The organism is Pseudoalteromonas sp. G5_S1_54_S4, assembly GCF_054968565.1.
The window spans coordinates 40,350-59,375 of record NZ_JBQKUL010000023.1; the positions used below are offsets into that span (position 1 = coordinate 40,350).

Below are 19,026 nucleotides of genomic sequence, written 5' to 3' on the forward strand. Positions count from 1 at the left end.
AGTTTCCTTTAGTTTCATAATATGGGCCTCGAATGGCCCACCTACTTCTTTGTTGTGGGCCACTATTGGTCCACCAAAGAGGAAGTTATTATGAAATTAACTATCGAGAAAAAGTCACCTGATAGTACAGGCCGCCAACAACTACTGTTAACCAGAAATTATGGTTCTTACCTAAACGAAAACGGCAAACGAGTTAAACGCCGTAAAAGACAATCAATGGACTTGTTCATTTATGCTAATCCTAAGGACAAGTTCCAACGTGACCACAATAAAAAGACCTTAGATATTTCAGAAAAGATAAGAGCGCAAGCGATTGTCGATTTAGCTAACAACAAGCACCACTTTGAAGACTCAGAAAAACAGCAAGAAAGCTTTTATAGCTACATGCAGCAAATAATAAACGACAAAGAGCACACTGATAGCCCATCAAACGTATCATTGTGGGAGTCATCGTTAATGCATCTGAAGAGATATTGTGATGGTAACCCTTTATCCTTTGCTGACTTCGATGCTGATGTATTACTTGGGTTCAGAACATACCTAATAAAACATGCACGAACAAAATCAGATAAGCTACTCTCTTCAAATACTACATCATGCTATTTCAACAAAGTGAGAGCAGCTTTAAACAAAGCATTTCATGAAGGCATTATTCGTCGAAATCCTGTAAACGAAGTAAAAAGCATCAAGATAGAGCAAAACCCTCGTAATTACTTAGAAGAGGAAGAAGTAACTGCACTTTATAAAACAGAGTGCCGGTATGATGTACTGAAGCGAGCATTCTTATTCGGATGCCTCACAGGTATGCGCTGGAGTGATATTCAAAAGCTAACGTGGGAAAAACTCACAATGATAGATCCACGAGCAACTTTTAATCACATTAAAACAGGGCAACTTCAGTACTTATACCTTCCATCTGATGCCACTATGCTTTTAGACTCGCCAGGAGAAGCCCATGAACGTGTTTTTAAAGGCTTAAGATACTCAAGCTATACAAATGTTGCCCTAAGCCAATGGATGCTCAGAGCAGGTATTACAAAGCACATTACCTTTCACTGTGCGAGACACACATTTGCTGTACGTATGCTAACTAATGATGTTGATATTTATACCGTATCAAAGTTACTTGGTCATTCAGAATTAAAAACGACACAAATCTATACAGACATCATAGATCGTAAGCGAAAAGAGGCAATGACCACCTTACCTAGCCTATTTCAATAAAGGATATTAGGTTGGGAAATATGGGAAACTGGGAAAATATAATAAAAACAGATAAATATAAATTTATTTACCTTCCCTCTTTCCCGTTTTTATTTGATAAGCCAGTTGTATCCAGGAGGTGTGGAAAGCGTCGAGTGCTTGCCACTCAGAGCGCCGCATACCTCTTGGATAACCTTCACTACGCAGAGAAAAGCCAGTCAAGCTAGAAATCGCCCGAAGGGTTGCGGAGCAAGGGGGCCCAGCTTGCGGGGTTCCGATTTATGGCTTTACAGGGTTTGAAAGGAGTAGTTTAGCGTAGAGATTCTACTGTAAAAATAATATTGACAAAAATAAATTTTTGAATCACTATGTATACATGAAACCAATACATAGAGTTTCTACTGTATTTTTTATTGAAGATTTTGCAGTGATAGGTTGCCGCCTATCACTGCAATTCAAAATCAACCATGCCGAGAAGCATAAGAGGAGATTGAATTATGGAACAAGAGTATCAGAGTTTTAAAAGTGTGCAAGCCATAAAGGTAACACTAGTTAAAACTGAAAACGTATTGAAAAAAATTACATCTATATCAAATAAATCAAAGCAAAGTCGTATCTCTGGTAAAGAAAAGTACCCTTTTCCAACACCAGAGATAATAAAAACAAATGACCGTAGTTTTTTCTGCTCGTCTGCTCGTATTATTTCTTTGTATAACAAAGCTCATTGCGAAAAACGCCAAAAACTAACAGCGACTGTTCAAAACTGGTTTAAAGAAAATGCAGATAGCGTTGGTTGGGATTTAATCGAATTCTTAACTGAGTCACATACAAAAGCTATTGCTGGCTGCATGCTGACAAATAACTCTTCAGAATGGCGCTCATATGAAAATACACAATAATTATCAGCTACTAAGTAATATAGCTGATGTTCGAAGCGGGTTTACTTTCCGAGAGAAAACTGAAGAGGTAGATAAAGAGATTGGCAATGCTCACATAGCTCAAATAAAAGATGTTCGTGAAATATGGGAACATAGTAATAGCTCTTTACTTATACCTAGCCAATTGCCCCTAATCAAATGGGAAGGTAAAAATAAGGCGTTTGTTGAATCTGGTACTGTAATCATACCAGCCAGGGGCTCAAAAGGCGGGTACTTCAGGGCTACATACATAGGGAGTAGCTCTACTTCAGATCTACCCCTAGTTGTTAGTAGCCAATTTTTAGTGCTCACTCCTAAACCAAAAATTTTGCCGCAATTTCTATGTTGGTCGCTTAACCGAGCTGCTATTCAGCATTCGCTGTCTATAGGTGCTGGAAGTCAGGGTACAAATATTGCCATGCTGAATACTAAAACAGTATCTCAGTTAAAACTCGAAGTTCCATGTATCGAAACACAATGGAAAATTCTGCACTTGAATGACCTATGGGAGCAAGAACAAAAAGCTACCCAAGCACTATTAAAAAACCGTGAAACCATGCTGCAAGGCATGTTTCAGCAATTACTTAAAGAGACGAGTTAAAAATGAGCGCAAACGAAAAAATTAACCAAGATAGTATAAACAAAGCGCTTTGGAACGCCTGTGATACATTCCGTGGAACCATCAGCGCCGATACTTATAAAGACTTCATCTTGACTATGCTGTTTCTCAAGTACATCTCAGACGTATGGCAAGATCATTACGATGGCTATAAGGCCGAGTTCGGCGACGAGCCTGAACTCATCGAGGAGATGATGAAAAGCGAGCGCTTTGTACTGCCTAAAGCAGCCAGCTTCTATACACTCTTTGAGCACCGTCACGAACCTGGTAACGGCGAGCGCATTGACCAGGCTCTGCACGCCATTGAAGAAGCCAACGGCACCAAACTGAAAGACGCCGGTAAAAGCGTGTTCCAGGACATCAGCTTTAACACTGACAAACTGGGTGAAGAAAAGCAAAAGAACACCATTCTGCGTCATCTGCTGGCAGACTTCGCTAAGCCCGAACTGAACCTCAAACCCAGCCGTGTAGGCACGCTGGATGTGATCGGTAACGCCTACGAATATCTGATCAAAAACTTTGCCGCAAGCGGCGGGCAGAAAGCCGGTGAGTTTTATACCCCGCCCGAGGTCAGTGACCTGATTGCCGAGCTGTTAGACCCGCAACCAGGCGACAGCATCTGCGACCCCGCCTGTGGCTCCGGCTCGCTCTTGATGAAGTGTGGCCAAAAGGTCATGGCCAACCACGACAGCAAGCAATACGCCCTGTACGGGCAAGAGGCTATCGGCTCTACATGGTCGCTAGCCAAAATGAATATGTTTTTGCACGGCGAAGACAACCACAAAATTGAATGGGGCGACACCATCCGTAACCCCAAGTTGCTGGATAAAAATGGCGACTTAATGCTGTTTGATATCGTGACCGCCAACCCGCCATTCAGTCTGGATAAATGGGGCCACGACGAAGCCGAACACGATAAGTTCAGCCGCTTCCGCCGTGGCGTACCCCCGAAAACCAAAGGTGACTACGCATTTATCCTGCACATGATCGAAACCCTTAAACCCAAAAGCGGAAGAATGGGCGTGGTGGTTCCACACGGCGTGCTGTTCCGTGGTTCGTCCGAGGGAAAAATTCGTAAACAGCTGATCGACGAAAACCTGCTGGATGCCGTTATCGGCCTGCCGGAGAAACTTTTCTATGGTACGGGTATCCCCGCTGCGATCCTGATCTTTAACAAGGATAAGTCAGATACCAGTACTCTGTTTATCGATGCCAGCCGTGAGTTTAAAGCAAGCAAAAACCAGAACCTGCTGACTGATGAATACATCGCCAAGATCGTTGAGACCTATCGCAATAACACCAGCGTCGAAAAATACGCCTACGTTGCTAGTATGGATGAGATCAAAGAGAACGATTACAACCTGAATATCCCACGCTATGTAGATACCTTTGAAGAAGAGGAAGAAATTGACTTGATGGCTGTGCGAGCAGAGCGGGAGCAACTGAAGTTTCAATTAGCAAAAATAGAAGACGAGATGACTAGCTATTTGGTTGAGTTGAACTATTTAAATGATGACAAATAAGGAGTACATGACATGGAACAAAAGCAAATTAAATCTCTAACAACCACCTTTGAAGGTCATGCTCAGCAAACTGAAAATAGTGTCGAGTACTGGCTTGCACGCGATTTACAACATCTTTTGGGTTATGGCAAATGGGATAATTTTGTCAGTGTTATATCAAAAGCTAAAACTGCATGTGAAATTAGCGGTCATACCATTGACGACCATTTTGCCGACGTCGGGAAAATGGTCGAGTTAGGCTCGGGTAGCCAACGAGAAATAGATGATGTAATGCTCACTCGCTATGCCTGTTATTTAATTGCACAAAATGGTGATCCTCGTAAACAAGAAATAGCGTTTGCCCAAACCTACTTTGCCATGCAAACCAGAAAAGCGGAGCTAATAGAACAACGTTTATTGGAAGCAGAGCGAGTACTCGCACGGCAAAAACTATCAGCTACGGAAAAAGAGCTATCTAGTGTAATTTTTGAGCAAACAGGTGGTAATCAAAACTTTGCTTTGATCCGTAGTAAAGGTGATGCGGCCCTATTTGGCAAGAATACACAGGCTATGAAAGCTCAATGGCAAGTACCTGATAATCGCCCTCTGGCAGACTTTGCTCCAACTATTATTCTCAAAGCGAAAGACTTTGCGACTGAAATTACTATACATAATGCCCGTGAACAGCAAATGACCCGCGAGCATCAAATATCCAGTGAGCATGTAACTAATAACCAAGCTGTACGAGACACTTTGTTGAATCGAGGTATAAGACCGGAAAACCTTCCTCCAGCAGAAGATATTAAGAAGGTAGAGCGCAGATTGGCGTCCGCAGAAAAAAAATCTCTTAAGAACCCCGATATCCTTAGTGACGAGGAAAGAGACCATGAATAATTTTATGGAGCACGAACAGATTATTGGCCAAAAGGTCGAACCGAAAACCGAGATGGCCAAGTATCTGGAGGAGTTGGGATATGGTGCCTAATGGTTGGAATCGAATCGCTCTTGAAAAGATTGCCGAAGTTCGCTCTGGTGTGGCGAAAGGAAAAAAAGGTCTCAAGGCGCCCATTGAGGTCCCATACTTACGTGTAGCTAATGTTCAAGATGGGCATGTCGATTTAACTGAAGTAAAAACAATTGAGATCGAGCAAGATAAACTTGAGCGCTATTCATTGAAGTACGGTGATGTACTTATGAACGAGGGTGGTGATTACGATAAGCTAGGCCGTGGGGATGTCTGGCTGGGTCAGATTGAACCATGTTTACATCAAAACCACGTATTTGCTGTTCGACCTAACCAAGACATTATAGATTCCTTTTTTCTTGCGGCTTTGGCGGCCAGCAATTATGGAAAAACCTATTTTCTAAGCTGTGCGAAGAGAAGCACTAACTTGGCAAGTATTAACTCAACCCAAATTAAAGAGTTTCCTGTTCTTGTTCCCCCACTTCCCGAACAAAAGAAAATCGCCCAAATCTTATCCACCTGGGAGAAGGCCATCACCACCACCGAACAACTGCTCGCCAAAAGCCAGCAGCAGAAAAAAGCCCTGATGCAACAACTGCTCACCGGCAAAAAGCGATTACTAGATAAGAATGGAGTTAGGTTTAGTGGGGAGTGGAAAAGGGTCGAGTTAGGAGACTTGCTGGATTATCAACAACCGACTCCCTATTTGGTTGAGAGCACAGACTACAGTGATGACTTTTCAACACCTGTTCTTACGGCTGGAAAGACATTCATCCTCGGATATACAGATGAAGAATCGGGAATATTTTCGGAAAAACTGCCAGCCATAATTTTCGATGATTTTACTACTGACAGTAAGTTCGTGGATTTCCCTTTTAAGGCTAAATCCAGCGCAATGAAAATCCTGACAGCCAAGGAAGGTGTTTCAATAAAGTACGTATACGAAGCAATGCAGTTGCTGGATTTTTCTGTCGGAGGACATCAGCGACACTGGATTTCGATCTATTCTCGTCTGGTCACACCATTTCCGGGTAGCGAAGAACAACAAAAAATCGCTGCAGTACTTTCTACTGCCGATAAGGAAATCTCTGCCCTTCAACAAAAGCTGGAAGCGATAAAGCAAGAGAAAAAAGCCCTGATGCAGCAGTTATTGACGGGAAAGCGAAGAGTTTTGGTGAGCTAAGGGGGATGCACGTGGAGCTAACAAAGGACGTTGCATATCAAGCGATTGCTGAGTTTTTTACAGACAAGCCGTTTGTATTATTTGGCACAGGAACTTCATGTGCACTTGATCTGAGTTTTGGGATGCCAGCTCTTGAGCGCCACCTTCGAGCCGAGCTTGCTCATGGAATGACCGAAGCACAAGCACAACAATGGCAGCAAGTGGTCTCTGCTCTTGATATCGGTAGTCATGATTTTGAATCTGCAATGGATTTCATCAAAGAAGAAGCTCTGACCAATCGAATAGTCGAGCTTACTGCCAGCTTTGTTGCGCACCAGGATAATGCTTACGCTCATTCAATCATGTCAGGCACGTGCGATTGGCCTGCTGGCTCGCTATTGAAAAAACTGGTTGAAGCTTTACCGCAGGCAGATAAACAACTTCACGTCGCCACGCCAAATTACGATTTGCTGGCTGAATACGCCTTCGTCCGGCATAAGATCCCCTACATTACCGGGTTTCACGGTGGCTTCCTTCGTCGCTACGACTGGGCTGAGGCAAAAAAGTCAGTTCAATCCATTCAGAAAGGCCTTGGTAAGACAAGGCCGCCATTACGAATTGTTGAGTGCAAGCATATCCGACTACACAAGCCACACGGTTCGTTAAATACATTTGAATGGGAAGCTCAGCTTATTGAATGTAACAGCTGGATACTCAACAAGCCTGACGGCGTTGTACGGGCCATGATCACTCCTGGTACGGGCAAATATCAACGATTACACAAGGACAGAGCGCAGTTAGCTGAGTACGACACAGCTGTCGGAAACCATACTAGCTTCCTATTTTTGGGGTTTGGCTTTAACAATTCCCAGCTTGTTAACAACGCATTTAGACAAAAGCTTGAACAAGACCAATGCCGTGCTTTGGTGATCACTCGGGATTCGAACCCAAGAATTGAAGAGTGGCTAGATAAATGTCCGAACATGTGGCTCATCTGCAAACAGTTTGACTCAGACAAAAGCAGGGTCTACAACTCAAAGTATGAAAACTGGCTACATATTGATGACAAGGAATTATGGCGTTTTGACGCTTTTACCAACGAATTTTTAGGAGGGTAACATGGCACTTTTTACTTTCAATGATGACAGCTACACACTTGGCAACATCCGTGAAGTTGACACCCGAAAAGTAACCATTCTGGTTAACAGTGATAAAGATCTACGTAAAGCCAGAGTTGGCCAGCTTGTAACCGTGCAACTCAGTGGTGCAACTGAATGTTGGCTGATTGGCATGATTGATAAAGTCATCAAAGCGGTGGTCGCTCAGCCACTTACACCGGAAATAGCTGAAGATGATGCTGACGAGATAGATGCTTTTGAAGATAGCGTAGTCAATACAGTTAAGATCACCTTGATGGGTGCAGCCCGCTGGGATGCAGTCGATCAAAAATATAAGTTTTCACGATCACTTGATCACGTCCCTGAAATCGACTCAACCTGTTACGTACTTAAAGACGCTCATCTAGAAGAATTCATGCGTGTTATTTCTGAGTGTGGCGACGGAGAGCACTCACTGGAGCTGGGCTCTTATAAGCTTAATGAAAACGCACGCGCTTATGTCGATGGCAATAAACTTTTCCAGCGCCATGCCGCTTTGCTTGGCAGTACCGGCTCAGGTAAATCATGGACGGTTGCCTCTATTTTGGAAAGAAGCTCGCAGCTACCTTCTTCAAACCTTGTTGTATTCGACCTACATGGTGAGTACAAGGAACTTTCTTATGCTAAGCAGCTGAGAGTACCTGGGCCGGATGAGGTTAACGTAGATGATGACTCACTGCTCTTTCTGCCGTACTGGTTGCTTAATTCGGAAGAGATTCAATCATTATTCGTTGATCGCAGCGAGTTCAGTGCACATAACCAAGTGGTGGTTGTGCAAGATGCCATAACAGAGCAAAAGAAAGCATTCTTAAAAGCGAATGGTCGAACCGATCTATTGCAGTCTTTTACTCTAGACAGCCCGATCCCATACTCCTTAAATGAAGTTATTGGGAAACTCAAATATCTAAACGAAGAGAAGGTTCAAGGATCACGAGGCCCCAAAAACGGCCCATTCAATGGCGAATTTTCTAGATTGTTAGTTCGCATGGCCAGCCGCTTGAATGACCGTCGCTATGGATTCTTATTCAATAGCCCGGACAAATACAACCAATACGATTCATTGAGTATGATTGCTGAAAAACTGATGGGTTTTGGCAATCAAAAGCAAAGCATAAAAGTAATCGACTTCTCAGAGGTTCCTGCTGACATACTGCCAGTAATAATTGGCCTGGTTGCTCGTATTATCTATCAGGTTCAATTTTGGACTGCTCCGAATAGCCGCAGACCAGTTGCTTTTGTCTGCGATGAGGCTCACCTATATCTGCCAAGAAAAGAAGGCAACCCAGTTGAACGCAGAGCGGTCGAAGCATTTGAGAAGATAGCTAAGGAAGGTCGAAAATACGGCGTTGCACTCATGATTGTGAGCCAACGGCCTTCAGATGTAAGTGCCACCATTCTAAGCCAGTGTAACAACATCATTTCATTGCGTTTAACAAACGCGGATGACCAAGCAACTGTTCGAAAATTACTACCAGAAAGCCTAGAAAGCCTCTTAGAAGCATTACCCATCATGGATGTTGGCGAAGCCATGGTTGTCGGTGACTCGGTACTGCTGCCGAGTAGAATAAAAATTGATCCTCCTGCTGAAAAGCCACTGAGCGCAACAATAGATTTCTGGTCTCGTTGGCAAGAAGACGTTACCAATGCCGATTTTGCATTGGCTGTAGAAAACATGCGCCGACAAAACAGAACAAAACCATAACCCGAAGCTGCACCTCGGGTACCAGGGGTTGAAGAGAGATAACGAATGACACAATACACACCCAAATTTCAGGAAGAATACAGTGCCAAGTTACCGGCGCTGACGTTGTTGACCAACCTCGGGTGGTCATTCCTCTCTCCTGAACTCGCGTTAGCCGCTCGTGGCGGTAAAGCCGATGAAGTGGTTTTACGGCAAGTGCTACACAGTGAGCTTCAAAAGCGTACTTTTACCTTTGCCGGTAAGAGCTACCCGCTGTCTGAAAAGGCTATCGACAACCTGATTGCCGAGGTATGCAGCCCCGCACTTAACGAAGGCTTGTTAACTGCCAATGAGCGTCTGTACAACCACTTGATGTATGGCATATCGGTCACTGAGTTTGTGGATGGTAAAAAGGCCAGCCCGACGGTTGCGCTAATTGACTGGCAAAACCCGGCCAATAACAGCTTTGTATTTACCGAAGAGTTTACTGTTACCCGCTCTGGCGGAGTCGAGAGCCGCAGACCGGATATTGTCTGTTTTATAAACGGCATTCCTCTTGTTGTGATTGAGGCGAAGCGCCCGGATGGTAATGCGAAAAAAGGCCCCACCATTGACGAAGGCATTTCGCAAAGCCTACGTAACCAGCGCCATGATGAAATCCCCTTATTGTTCGCCTATAGCCAGATGTTGCTTTCCATAAACGGCAACGAAGGCCGTTATGGTACCTGTGGCACGCCCGCAAAGTTTTGGGCCGCCTGGCGTGAAGAAGACATCTCCGATGCCGAGATGTACGCCATCAAAAACAAAACGCTCAAAAATGAGCAGTTAGCGGGCTTATTCAGCCACCGTCCGGCAAAAGACCTGGATTGGTACCAGAGCCTGACCGCTGCGGGAGAACTGGCTGTTACGGGCCAGGATCAATTGCTGATCAGCTTGTTAAGCCCTGCCCGGTTGCTTGAGATGACCTGTTACTTCACCTTGTTCGATAAAAAGGCTGGCAAAATTGTCGCCCGTTATCAACAGGTGTTTGGTATTAAACGACTGATTGAACGCATCAATACCCGAAGTAGCACAGGTGGCCGTGAAGGCGGTGTAATCTGGCATACCACAGGTTCGGGTAAGTCATTCACTATGGTGTTTTTAAGCAAGGCGCTGATCCTGCACGAGAGCCTGAAGCAATGCCGTATTGTGGTGGTGACTGATCGGGTAGATTTAGAAACCCAGCTGAGCAAAACCTTTGCCTCTGGCGGCAAGCTGGCCGGGAAGAAAGACAAAGAAGCAGCGATGGCCACCTCAGGCAAACGCCTAGCCGAACAGATTGGCAAAGGCACTGAGCGGATTATCTTCTCGCTTATTCAGAAGTTTAATACCGCAACCAAAATGCCAGAGTGTGTAAACCACAGCTCTGACATCATTGTGCTGATTGACGAAGGCCACCGCAGCCAAGGTGGTGAAAACCATATTCGTATGAAGCAGGCGCTGCCTAATGCTGCCTTTGTCGCCTTCACCGGCACACCACTGTTAAAAGACGACAAGACCACCAATAAGTTTGGCCCCATTGTGCACGCTTATACCATGCAGCGCGCCGTAGAAGACCAGACGGTGACGCCGCTGCTATACGAAGAGCGTATTCCCGATCTGGATGTAAATGAACGCGCTATCGACAGTTGGTTTGAGCGTATTACCGAAGGACTTTCAGACGAGCAAAAGGCCGACCTGAAGCGCAAGTTTGCCAAAAAAGGCCAAGTATACGGTGCGGATGACCGCATTCGTTTGATTGCCCTGGATATTGCCAACCACTTTGTAAAGAACATCGACGAAGGTTTGAAAGGCCAGTTAGCCTGCGACAGCAAAGCATCTGCCATCAAGTACAAAAAGTATCTGGACGAAGCAGGCTTGTTTGAATCGGCCGTTGTGATGAGCCCACCCGATAGCCGTGAAGGTAACACTGCTGTGGATGAGGCCACCACACCGGAAATAACCCAATGGTGGAAAGACAATGTTGGCAGCCAGGATGAACAGGCTTACACCAAGCATCTTATCGAGCGCTTCGACAAAGATGATTCACTGAAGATACTCATCGTGGTTGATAAGCTGCTCACGGGCTTTGATGAGCCGAAAAACGCAGTCTTGTATATCGACAAACCGCTGAAAGAGCACAACCTGATCCAGGCGATTGCACGGGTAAACCGTCTGCATCCGAAGAAGAAGTTTGGCTTACTTATCGACTATCGCGGCATTCTGGCTGAGCTGGATACCACCATTCAGAAATATCAGGATCTGGCTTCCCGTACTCAGGGCGGTTACGACATCAATGATATTGCTGGCCTCTACAACCAGATGAGTACCGAATACAAGCGCCTGCCACAGCTTTATAAGCAGCTATGGGCCATATTCGATGGCGTGAAGAATAAGAACGACATCGAGCAATTGCGTCAGGTGCTGGTACCGAAGATTGAAGAGCAAAAGCCTTTAGCGCCGGGAGAGAGCGGCGAGCTGGTTGACGTGCATCTAAAGGTGCGTGAAGACTTCTACGAAGCCCTGACGGCCTTCGCTAGTTGCTTGAAGGTAGCACTGCAATCCGCCACCTTCTTTGAAGACAAGAGCTTTAGCGACCAGGATCGCCGCCACTACAAAGAAACGGTTAAGCAATTCTCAAGCCTGCGCCAACTGGTGCAGCAAGATGCGGGCGAGAGGATTGATTACGACGAATACGCCGAACAGGTTAAAAAGCTGCTTGATAAGCACGTGGTAGGTGTAGAGGTTAAAGAACCCTGTGGCGTGTATGAAGTGGGTAAAATGGGGCAAAAAGAACAGCCGGAAGACTGGAGCGAGGATAAAACCCGCAACGAAACCGACATCATCAAAACCCGCGTAACCCGCATGATTGAGCAAGAGCTGCGGGATGACCCTTATACTCAGGAAGCGTTCTCCAAGCTGCTGCGCCAAGCCATTGAGGAAGCTGAAAAACTATTCGACCACCCACTGAAACAGTACATGCTGTTCCGTGAATTCGAAGAGCAAGTTCAAGACAGACGCCTGAACGACATACCCGATGTCTTTGCCGGTAATCGCCATGCCCAGGCATACTTTGGTGTTTTCAAGAAAGTGCTGCCTGAAGCTTTGGCTGTCCTCGACCAGCAAGTTCAGGATAAGTGGGTAAAAGTCGCCTTTGAAATTGACCAGGCGGTAGAAACCTCTGTCGCGGAAAACTCCATCAATCCACAGAACATCGAAGCCGACATTCGTAAAAAGCTACTGCCGCACATGTTCCAGGAATGCAAAGCCATTGGTGGCGGAATGGATCAGGCCAAGAAGATTGTTGAGATGATTGTTCAGATCACTCGGGTCGGGTTGAACGGTGCTTGAATGGGTATAACCAGATGAATGTGCCGATTAAACCCCAAAGTCAGACCATGAGCTTCCGCTATGGTGACGAGGACATTACGTTTGAGCGAGTTAAGCGTCCGCAAGCCACAGGCAAGGTATTAATTAAGGTTCATCCCGATTGTCGGGTAATCGCATCGGCTCCTGAGGGTGCTGAAAGCGAAGCCGTGTTATCTGCTGTTAAAAAGCGTGGGCGCTGGATATACGAGCAGCTTCGGGATTTCCGCAAACAGCTTGAATTCACCACCCCTCGGCAATACATCAGTGGTGAGAGTCATTACTACCTTGGGAAACAGTACCTGCTGAAAGTGATTGAAGCGCCTGAGCAGATTCAAGGCGTGAAACTACTACGTGGCAAACTGAAAGTTTCAGTACGAGCGAAGTCCACCGACAAGGTGAAAGAGCTACTGACTGACTGGTACAAAGCACGGGCTAAGGAAACCTTCGCCAAACGCTTCGATGCCATGTTGGAGCAGGCCCTTTGGGTGGATGAATGTCCTCAACTGCGTATTGTGACGATGCAAACCCAATGGGGCAGCTGCTCACCCAATGGCCGAATCACCCTGAACCCTCACCTGGTTAAAGCGCCTCGTGAGTGTATTGATTACGTGATTTTGCACGAGCTTTGCCACATAGCTGAGCATAACCACAGCGAGCGGTTTTACCGGCTGATGAGCCAGGTAATGCCGAAGTGGGAAAAGACGAAAGAACGGCTGGATGGGATGGCGGTCTTCATATTTAGCTAATTTTTACGAAAGGTAAAATAGCAGCTGCACACCTTTGTCGCCTTGACAGTATCTAAGGCCGCGTATCTATCTAGATACGACTATCCTTTGAGATGGTAGACTAAAAACCCAAAAAGCATCTACTAGGATTGTTCACCTCTTGGGCAACGCCCGGTTGTACCATTAGCCATACGGCAACCTAGGTAGAGGTCGTCTGTAGAGTAGACGAGGCTGGTGTGCAACCACTGATTTGAACTATAACTGACCTTCCTACATTGTGCGTCAGAAAAACCCCCCCTAAGTTTTCCCCGGTTTTTTTAAGGCGGATTGGCGACGAGTCGTCCCTACTAGAAAAAGGTAGGGACGACTCGCAGAGTCGCCCGTCGAGGCCACTGCTCATGATGCCTCGACACCCAATCCGCCCTGAAAAATTGCAGGGCCAGAAGAGGGATGGAGATTTGAGCGTGTCAAAAAGGTGTTGCAATCTCTGATCACTGTGATAATTTTATTTATGAACTAGCTCGAAATGAGCATCAAGAAAAAGGGCGTACTCACTGCCCGTAACACGTTCCTGAGGAGCTGCATTCGCAGCATTATGGGTCATACGACCACCCCCTATAAACAACACAAATATAAACCACAGTAGTCCGCGCTTGTATTTCGACAGAAATCACACGGCTCAGCTTTGTTGCTTTAGACCAGTTAGCCTTTATGTCTTTCGACAATATGCTCGGTTACGCACCGTTCATATGGCTTTAAAACTTACCTATTTTGGCATTTCGCCCCCTGGTCTTCGGTTTGGTGTTTTTCTCAATACTTTCAAAATTACTTTTTAAATTTATGAGGAACATGAAATGAGCCAATTAGGATATCGACTTCACCAAATGGTAAACGACACACACCGCGAAAGTAGCTTTAGCACTAGAGCTACCCGTAGCAAAGTATTAAACCTTGCAGCAGCACAACTACTTAGCCATGGTTATAGATTAAGAGATCCATCAGGTCTTAAAACCAAACATATCAATCACCTTGTAACGCGTTGGCAAGATGAAGGTTTAGCACCAAAAACGATTAAAAACAGAATGGCCGCCTTACGTTGGATTGCCGAAAAAATAGGTAAACCTAATATCTGTTCACGTAGCAATGATGATTACGGCATTCCAAGAGTTCGTAACAACCCCATTGGCAAGTCAAAAACGTTAGACATGGATAAGCATGCCAAGATCAAGAGTGACTTGATCAAGCTTTCCCTGCGTTTACAACAAGAGTTTGGGCTTAGAAAAGAAGAGTGTATGAAATTTAGCTTATCCTATTCTTTGATAGATGCTAACACTCTACAAATAAAAGGCTCATGGGCTAAAGGTGGTAAATACCGCAAAATTCCGATCTTAAAAGAATCTCAACGACAGCTCATACGTGATATTGCTGTCGTTACCAAAGGCGCACTAATTGAACCTGAGCGAATGTATGTGGATCAAATGCGCGAGTATGACAGAGAAACTGTTCGTGTAGGATTAAATAAAAATCACGGATTACGTCACCATTACGCAAGGGAGCGTTATTTAGAGCTTACAGGTTGGAAATGCCCTGCTGACGGCGGCCCGCATAGAAAAGAGCTGTCGCCCGCCAATTATGATCACGATACCAAAGTCCGAGAGCAAATTAGCCAAGAGTTAGGTCATGAACGTTTGAAGATAACCTATGCTTACTTGGGAAGTTAAAATTAGGCATGCCTAATTTTGAATGGGCGAATACACTAACATCGCCCTAGTTTATTGATCTACTAACCCTCAGTTTTTACATCCGTTTTTATCGCAATTGATTTTAGAGTGAGAGTCTACCCAATGGGTAGCTTCCTTTTTAGTATCAAAACCACATCCTGTTGTTCCACCTTTACTTCCTTTGTGAACAATTCCAGTTGGCACATGTTTAACAGCCATAATTCTACTCCATCAGATTGATTTAAAAATTAACGCTTATAAGTTAAGCATTAATAGGATGGCAATTATTGAGCAAAAAGCTAGTTATTTATTCTTATTTTTTGAAAAAAGTAAAAGTATAGATTTTGAATAATTTACTATAACCACATGAAAGTTATTGTTTTTAGTGTTTCAAATTTTAACGTGTGAGACATCTTCCATATTGATTTAAAAGGATTTATTGGCTTAACTAAAAGCAAGCTCAATTATCAACCAAATTAGGCATGCCTAATTTTAGGAGTCTCCTATGTGGAAAAAAGCGTTAAAAGTAACAGGGTTGGTGGCATTAGGCGTTGTTGATGTTTTGCTATCAGTTTCTGAAGAAAATGATCAGCTAGATGAATTGGATGATGGTATGGGTAACATTATAGCTGATGGTGAAGAGATGACTCGCGCAGAAGCTGAAGACGCTAAAGCGCGTGGCGAGCTCTACGATACCTATCTGTAAATTAGGCATGCCTAATTTTAAAGGGGGAAATGATGACAAATAAAGAGCTTTGGCCATTTAAGCCTGTATATGATGAGCTGAAGATCCGCTTAGCTGGTATCGAGGATGAGTGTGAGCCATTAGGTTTAGAGCTTAATCTTCGCAATGAAACGGAAGAAGAGATGTTCGTTGCTTTAACCACACAAAAAGCGTTTGCATTTGATGTTATGAATGAACATGACGATATTTGGGATATTCGACTGGAGTCCTTTTCCGCATTTAAAAATCGTAGCGCTCAGGTTTTCTTTCCTTTCACAGGTCTAAATCCAACTAAACGGTTGAAGATTAGTAACTGGATTTTAGAGCTTTGCAATTGGGAAGGTAATATCTACTTGGGTAATACGAAACATTAAGGTGTACTTATGACTGATTATGAATGGTTTCAAATATGGGTGTTAATGGTGCTGGCTATCCGCGCTACTCGCCACTACGACAAATTAAAGCATGATCTATTTGAAGCAATTAAAGAAGGGAGATTTAGCTAATGATACCGCTTTTTGTAGGTTGTGCTCTAATCTTAGGTTTAGTTGCCTTCTTTGCCTTTTTATACAAACTAAACTTAGTGAAAGACGACTAATCTATAAAGAGCTAATCTTTCTCTATCTCTTCATGAAAACGACGCCATAGAGGCTTCAGTTGTTTTTTTATAGTATTACTATTCATTTTGTTAGCAGCCCTAAGACCATAAGTAATAAAGTTACGCCCTCCAAGATGAGTGTATCTACTGTAAAGCTTTTTCTTGTATAGATCTTTTTCATCTGCCCCTTTCATAGCCCTGATATTATTGTACTTCCTCATCGTTTGTTTGGCTAAGCTGACTCCTCTTCTCATTTTTTCTGAATAGCGGGCCAAAGAAGAAGAGCGTAAATAAATATTTTCACCATCAAAGATAAAACCTAAGTATTGCAAAGGACTATCAGCTTCAAGGGTATTACCAACTTTATTAAATTGTCTAATTTCTGTCTTTTGTGGGTTAATGTGTACTTTTAACTTTTTGATATGTTTTTCAGCAAATCCTGCAACATTCTTTTTCAGTCTTTTAGGCATAATGAAAAGCATATCATCACAGTACCTAAAGTAATAACCTCCATGAATATCTGCATACTTTTTCATTTCCAAATCAAAGTCCAGCATATAAATGTTAGATAGAAGCGCACTTATAGGAGAACCTTGGGGTATACCATAATCATTTAAGTTAGACTTTATTAGCCCCCCATCTCGTACCTTATTTCTAAAGTCTTTGGCACAACATATTTGTTTATGCTTAATTTTAGGGTTACTTTTGGAAATTGAAAATAACTCATAAAGGTCCATTTTATCTACAGTCGAAAACTTAGTTATGGACTTAAAAACATTGAAGTGATCCGAGGGAAGCTTTTCTTTGTTGATAAGTTTACACCATGACTTTTTCAATAAGTCATGATTTAAAGTATCAAAAAACTTAGAGAAATCTAACGCTACCGCACAGCATTCACCCATTTCTTTAATTTTAATGAATGCTTCATAAGCAAAATCTATGTTGCTTTTACCCAAACTCCTAAATGCCAACACAGATTTTTCAAGCCCGTACTCTAATAGCTTGTCTTCATAAAGAGCATTTAATTTTTCAGAGTAAAAAGCATATATATGACTATCTAAATGGGAGGAGTAAGCAATTGGTCTTTCTTTATTTTTAACTAAAATCTTACCAGTTGACTTATCTTTATTTATTTTTTTTGAACTAACCGCATAATTTATAAAAGGATAAAATGAATGTCTTTTTATGTAGTTTGGGTTAGTTGTTATGTGAATAGCTTTTTTCTTGCCGACAGGCACATCAAAGTGAAGGTATCCTCTACTTCTATACCAACTAGGGGTATCATCATCCATAATAAACTCTCTAGCAAAACCGAGGCAGACTTAGAACTGCGGCAATTCCAATCGCCTTACCTCGGCTTAACCAAGTTACTCAAGTAACCATCTTGAAATACGTAGCCGCGTAATGTTAGACATGAATTATAATATAACTATTAACCAGGAGGCATCTATTTGTATTAAGACAACCTTAGTCCATGTGTTCTTATCGTTCGTATCGTTGGCCTTGTTTGGCGTTCCGATAGTACTTGACAACATGTTATAAGCCTTTGAGCCTAATTGGTAAACCCTCATCTCAAAGCAATACCAATATAGTATAGCTGTGACTTATTATCAATAACAAACCGTAGTTCAGAAACTCTTTGAGTTTGATATCTGGAATCTTATTTCCAATTAGGCATGCCTAATTTCAAGCCACTTGAGCTTTTTACTCGCCACCCGTACCCAAAAAAAACCCACTTTCACTAACCCCCCCTTTTCAGGGAATTAAGAGTTGCCTTCGTGGTTGAATTGGTTTTGAGAAAACAACCGAAACCAATAGAAACTAGAAGGTAACTACTAACATGTATGAATTACGAGATTCAGGGTTATTTTACACACCTACAACTGACTCAGAACCAAGGTTCTTGTGTGGCCCAATTCAAGTGCTTGGCATTTCAAGAGGAGGTAACAGTACTCGAGACTACGGCTTGCTTGTTGAGTGGAAAAACTTAGACGGTATTTGCATACGCAAGCTGATACCACGGCGCCACATAATTAATGATCAAGGTAAGGTGTTAAAAGAATTACTTGTAGATACAGGGCTTGCACTATCAAGCCGTAAAGGTATTTGGGACCCAATAATTTCCTACCTTATTCAAGCAAGGCCAGAAAAGCGATATAAAAGCGCGACTCAAACAGGATGGCTTAATAATAGCTTTGTTACACCCAGCTGGTGTATTAGTAATGGGGATGAGCAAGTTATCTACTCAGGCACAAAAGAAGCTGATTTTTTAAGTTCCGCTGGTACCTTATCTAGTTGGCAAAAAGAGGTTGGTAGTCTTTGTATAAACAACCCATTACTTGCATTTACTGTCTGTACAGGGTTATGTGCCCCTCTACTCCACTGGTTAAACTGGCCCAGCTGTGGTGTTCACTTATTTGGCAAGTCCAAAGCGTCTAAAACAACGACCTTAATAATGGCTGCAAGCTTGTACTCAGGTACTGACTTCTATTATGCATGGAGAAGCACGGCTAATGGATTAGAAGCAATAGCAGTGGAACATAATAACTTACTACTTTGCTTGGATGAACTGCATCAGGTAGACCCTGAGGTCGTCGATCAGTCCATTTATACAATAGCTAATGGTATGTCGAAATCGCGCAGTAATAAAGATGGCTCTCAAAGTC

17 protein-coding genes are annotated in these 19,026 nt (G+C 43.5%); 15 read left to right on the top strand and 2 right to left on the bottom strand.

From position 1 onward, the window contains the following. Positions 1 to 90: 90 nt before the first annotated feature. From ACTRWE_RS10405 to ACTRWE_RS10455, 11 genes are all read left to right on the top strand, one after another. Complete coding sequence (locus ACTRWE_RS10405) at positions 91 to 1,224, top strand: tyrosine-type recombinase/integrase (protein ID WP_199525120.1); 1,134 nt, start codon at positions 91 to 93, stop codon at positions 1,222 to 1,224. Positions 1,225 to 1,700: 476 nt separating this feature from the next. Continuing rightward, positions 1,701 to 2,102: a hypothetical protein gene (locus ACTRWE_RS10410; RefSeq protein WP_199525119.1), complete on the top strand. Its 402-nt coding sequence runs from the start codon at positions 1,701 to 1,703 to the stop codon at positions 2,100 to 2,102. After that, entirely contained in the window at positions 2,086 to 2,721 is a 636-nt protein-coding gene (locus ACTRWE_RS10415; RefSeq protein WP_199525118.1) for a restriction endonuclease subunit S, read from the top strand. The genes ACTRWE_RS10410 and ACTRWE_RS10415 overlap by 17 nt, the downstream gene beginning before the upstream one ends. A 2-nt stretch (positions 2,722 to 2,723) precedes the next feature. Continuing rightward, positions 2,724 to 4,262: a type I restriction-modification system subunit M gene (locus ACTRWE_RS10420; RefSeq protein ID WP_199525117.1), complete on the top strand. Its 1,539-nt coding sequence runs from the start codon at positions 2,724 to 2,726 to the stop codon at positions 4,260 to 4,262. Positions 4,263 to 4,274: 12 nt separating this feature from the next. Beyond that, the gene (gene dinD, locus ACTRWE_RS10425; protein ID WP_199525116.1) at positions 4,275 to 5,135 is read left to right on the top strand and encodes a DNA damage-inducible protein D; all 861 of its coding nucleotides are present in this window, start codon (positions 4,275 to 4,277) and stop codon (positions 5,133 to 5,135) included. An 80-nt stretch (positions 5,136 to 5,215) separates the two neighbouring features. Then, entirely contained in the window at positions 5,216 to 6,388 is a 1,173-nt protein-coding gene (locus ACTRWE_RS10430) for a restriction endonuclease subunit S (protein ID WP_199525115.1), read from the top strand. 11 nt (positions 6,389 to 6,399) lie between these two features. After that, positions 6,400 to 7,485 carry an SIR2 family protein gene (locus tag ACTRWE_RS10435; protein ID WP_462879965.1) on the top strand — a complete coding sequence of 362 codons (1,086 nt, stop codon included), beginning with the start codon at positions 6,400 to 6,402 and terminating at the stop codon, positions 7,483 to 7,485. A 1-nt stretch (position 7,486) separates the two neighbouring features. Continuing rightward, entirely contained in the window at positions 7,487 to 9,226 is a 1,740-nt protein-coding gene (locus ACTRWE_RS10440) for an ATP-binding protein (RefSeq protein ID WP_462879966.1), read from the top strand. 45 nt (positions 9,227 to 9,271) lie between these two features. Then, positions 9,272 to 12,574, top strand: a complete 3,303-nt coding sequence (locus ACTRWE_RS10445; protein WP_462879968.1) for a type I restriction endonuclease subunit R — start codon at positions 9,272 to 9,274, stop codon at positions 12,572 to 12,574. Between the two features lie 14 nt (positions 12,575 to 12,588). Beyond that, a complete protein-coding gene (locus tag ACTRWE_RS10450) occupies positions 12,589 to 13,338 on the top strand; it encodes a M48 family metallopeptidase (protein ID WP_249406694.1) in 750 nt (249 codons plus the stop codon). A gap of 833 nt (positions 13,339 to 14,171) precedes the next feature. Continuing rightward, entirely contained in the window at positions 14,172 to 15,038 is an 867-nt protein-coding gene (locus tag ACTRWE_RS10455; protein ID WP_199525111.1) for a phage integrase N-terminal domain-containing protein, read from the top strand. Positions 15,039 to 15,107: 69 nt separating this feature from the next. On the opposite strand, the gene ACTRWE_RS10460 is transcribed toward ACTRWE_RS10455, so the two are convergent. Beyond that, positions 15,108 to 15,257, bottom strand: a complete 150-nt coding sequence (locus tag ACTRWE_RS10460) for a hypothetical protein (protein WP_006793968.1) — start codon at positions 15,255 to 15,257, stop codon at positions 15,108 to 15,110. 286 nt (positions 15,258 to 15,543) lie between these two features. Here ACTRWE_RS10460 and ACTRWE_RS10465 point away from each other — a divergent pair, with 286 nt between their 5' ends. From ACTRWE_RS10465 to ACTRWE_RS10475, 3 genes are read left to right on the top strand one after another with little or no spacing between them, the layout of a single operon-like run. Continuing rightward, positions 15,544 to 15,744, top strand: a complete 201-nt coding sequence (locus ACTRWE_RS10465) for a hypothetical protein (RefSeq protein WP_024601501.1) — start codon at positions 15,544 to 15,546, stop codon at positions 15,742 to 15,744. A 29-nt stretch (positions 15,745 to 15,773) separates the two neighbouring features. Further along, positions 15,774 to 16,136 (top strand): hypothetical protein, encoded by a 363-nt coding sequence (locus ACTRWE_RS10470; RefSeq protein WP_239982414.1) that lies wholly within the window; start codon positions 15,774 to 15,776, stop codon positions 16,134 to 16,136. Positions 16,137 to 16,145: 9 nt separating this feature from the next. After that, positions 16,146 to 16,268 carry a hypothetical protein gene (locus tag ACTRWE_RS10475; protein ID WP_275668343.1) on the top strand — a complete coding sequence of 41 codons (123 nt, stop codon included), beginning with the start codon at positions 16,146 to 16,148 and terminating at the stop codon, positions 16,266 to 16,268. 103 nt (positions 16,269 to 16,371) lie between these two features. Here the strand turns inward: ACTRWE_RS10475 and drt2 are convergent, their stop codons facing one another. Further along, positions 16,372 to 17,652, bottom strand: coding sequence for an antiviral reverse transcriptase Drt2 (gene drt2, locus ACTRWE_RS10480; RefSeq protein ID WP_199525110.1), 1,281 nt, complete (start codon positions 17,650 to 17,652; stop codon positions 16,372 to 16,374). Positions 17,653 to 18,200: 548 nt separating this feature from the next. Here drt2 and ACTRWE_RS10485 point away from each other — a divergent pair. Then, positions 18,201 to 19,026: DUF927 domain-containing protein (locus tag ACTRWE_RS10485; RefSeq protein WP_462879970.1), on the top strand; the 826-nt coding region annotated here is incomplete at its 3' end.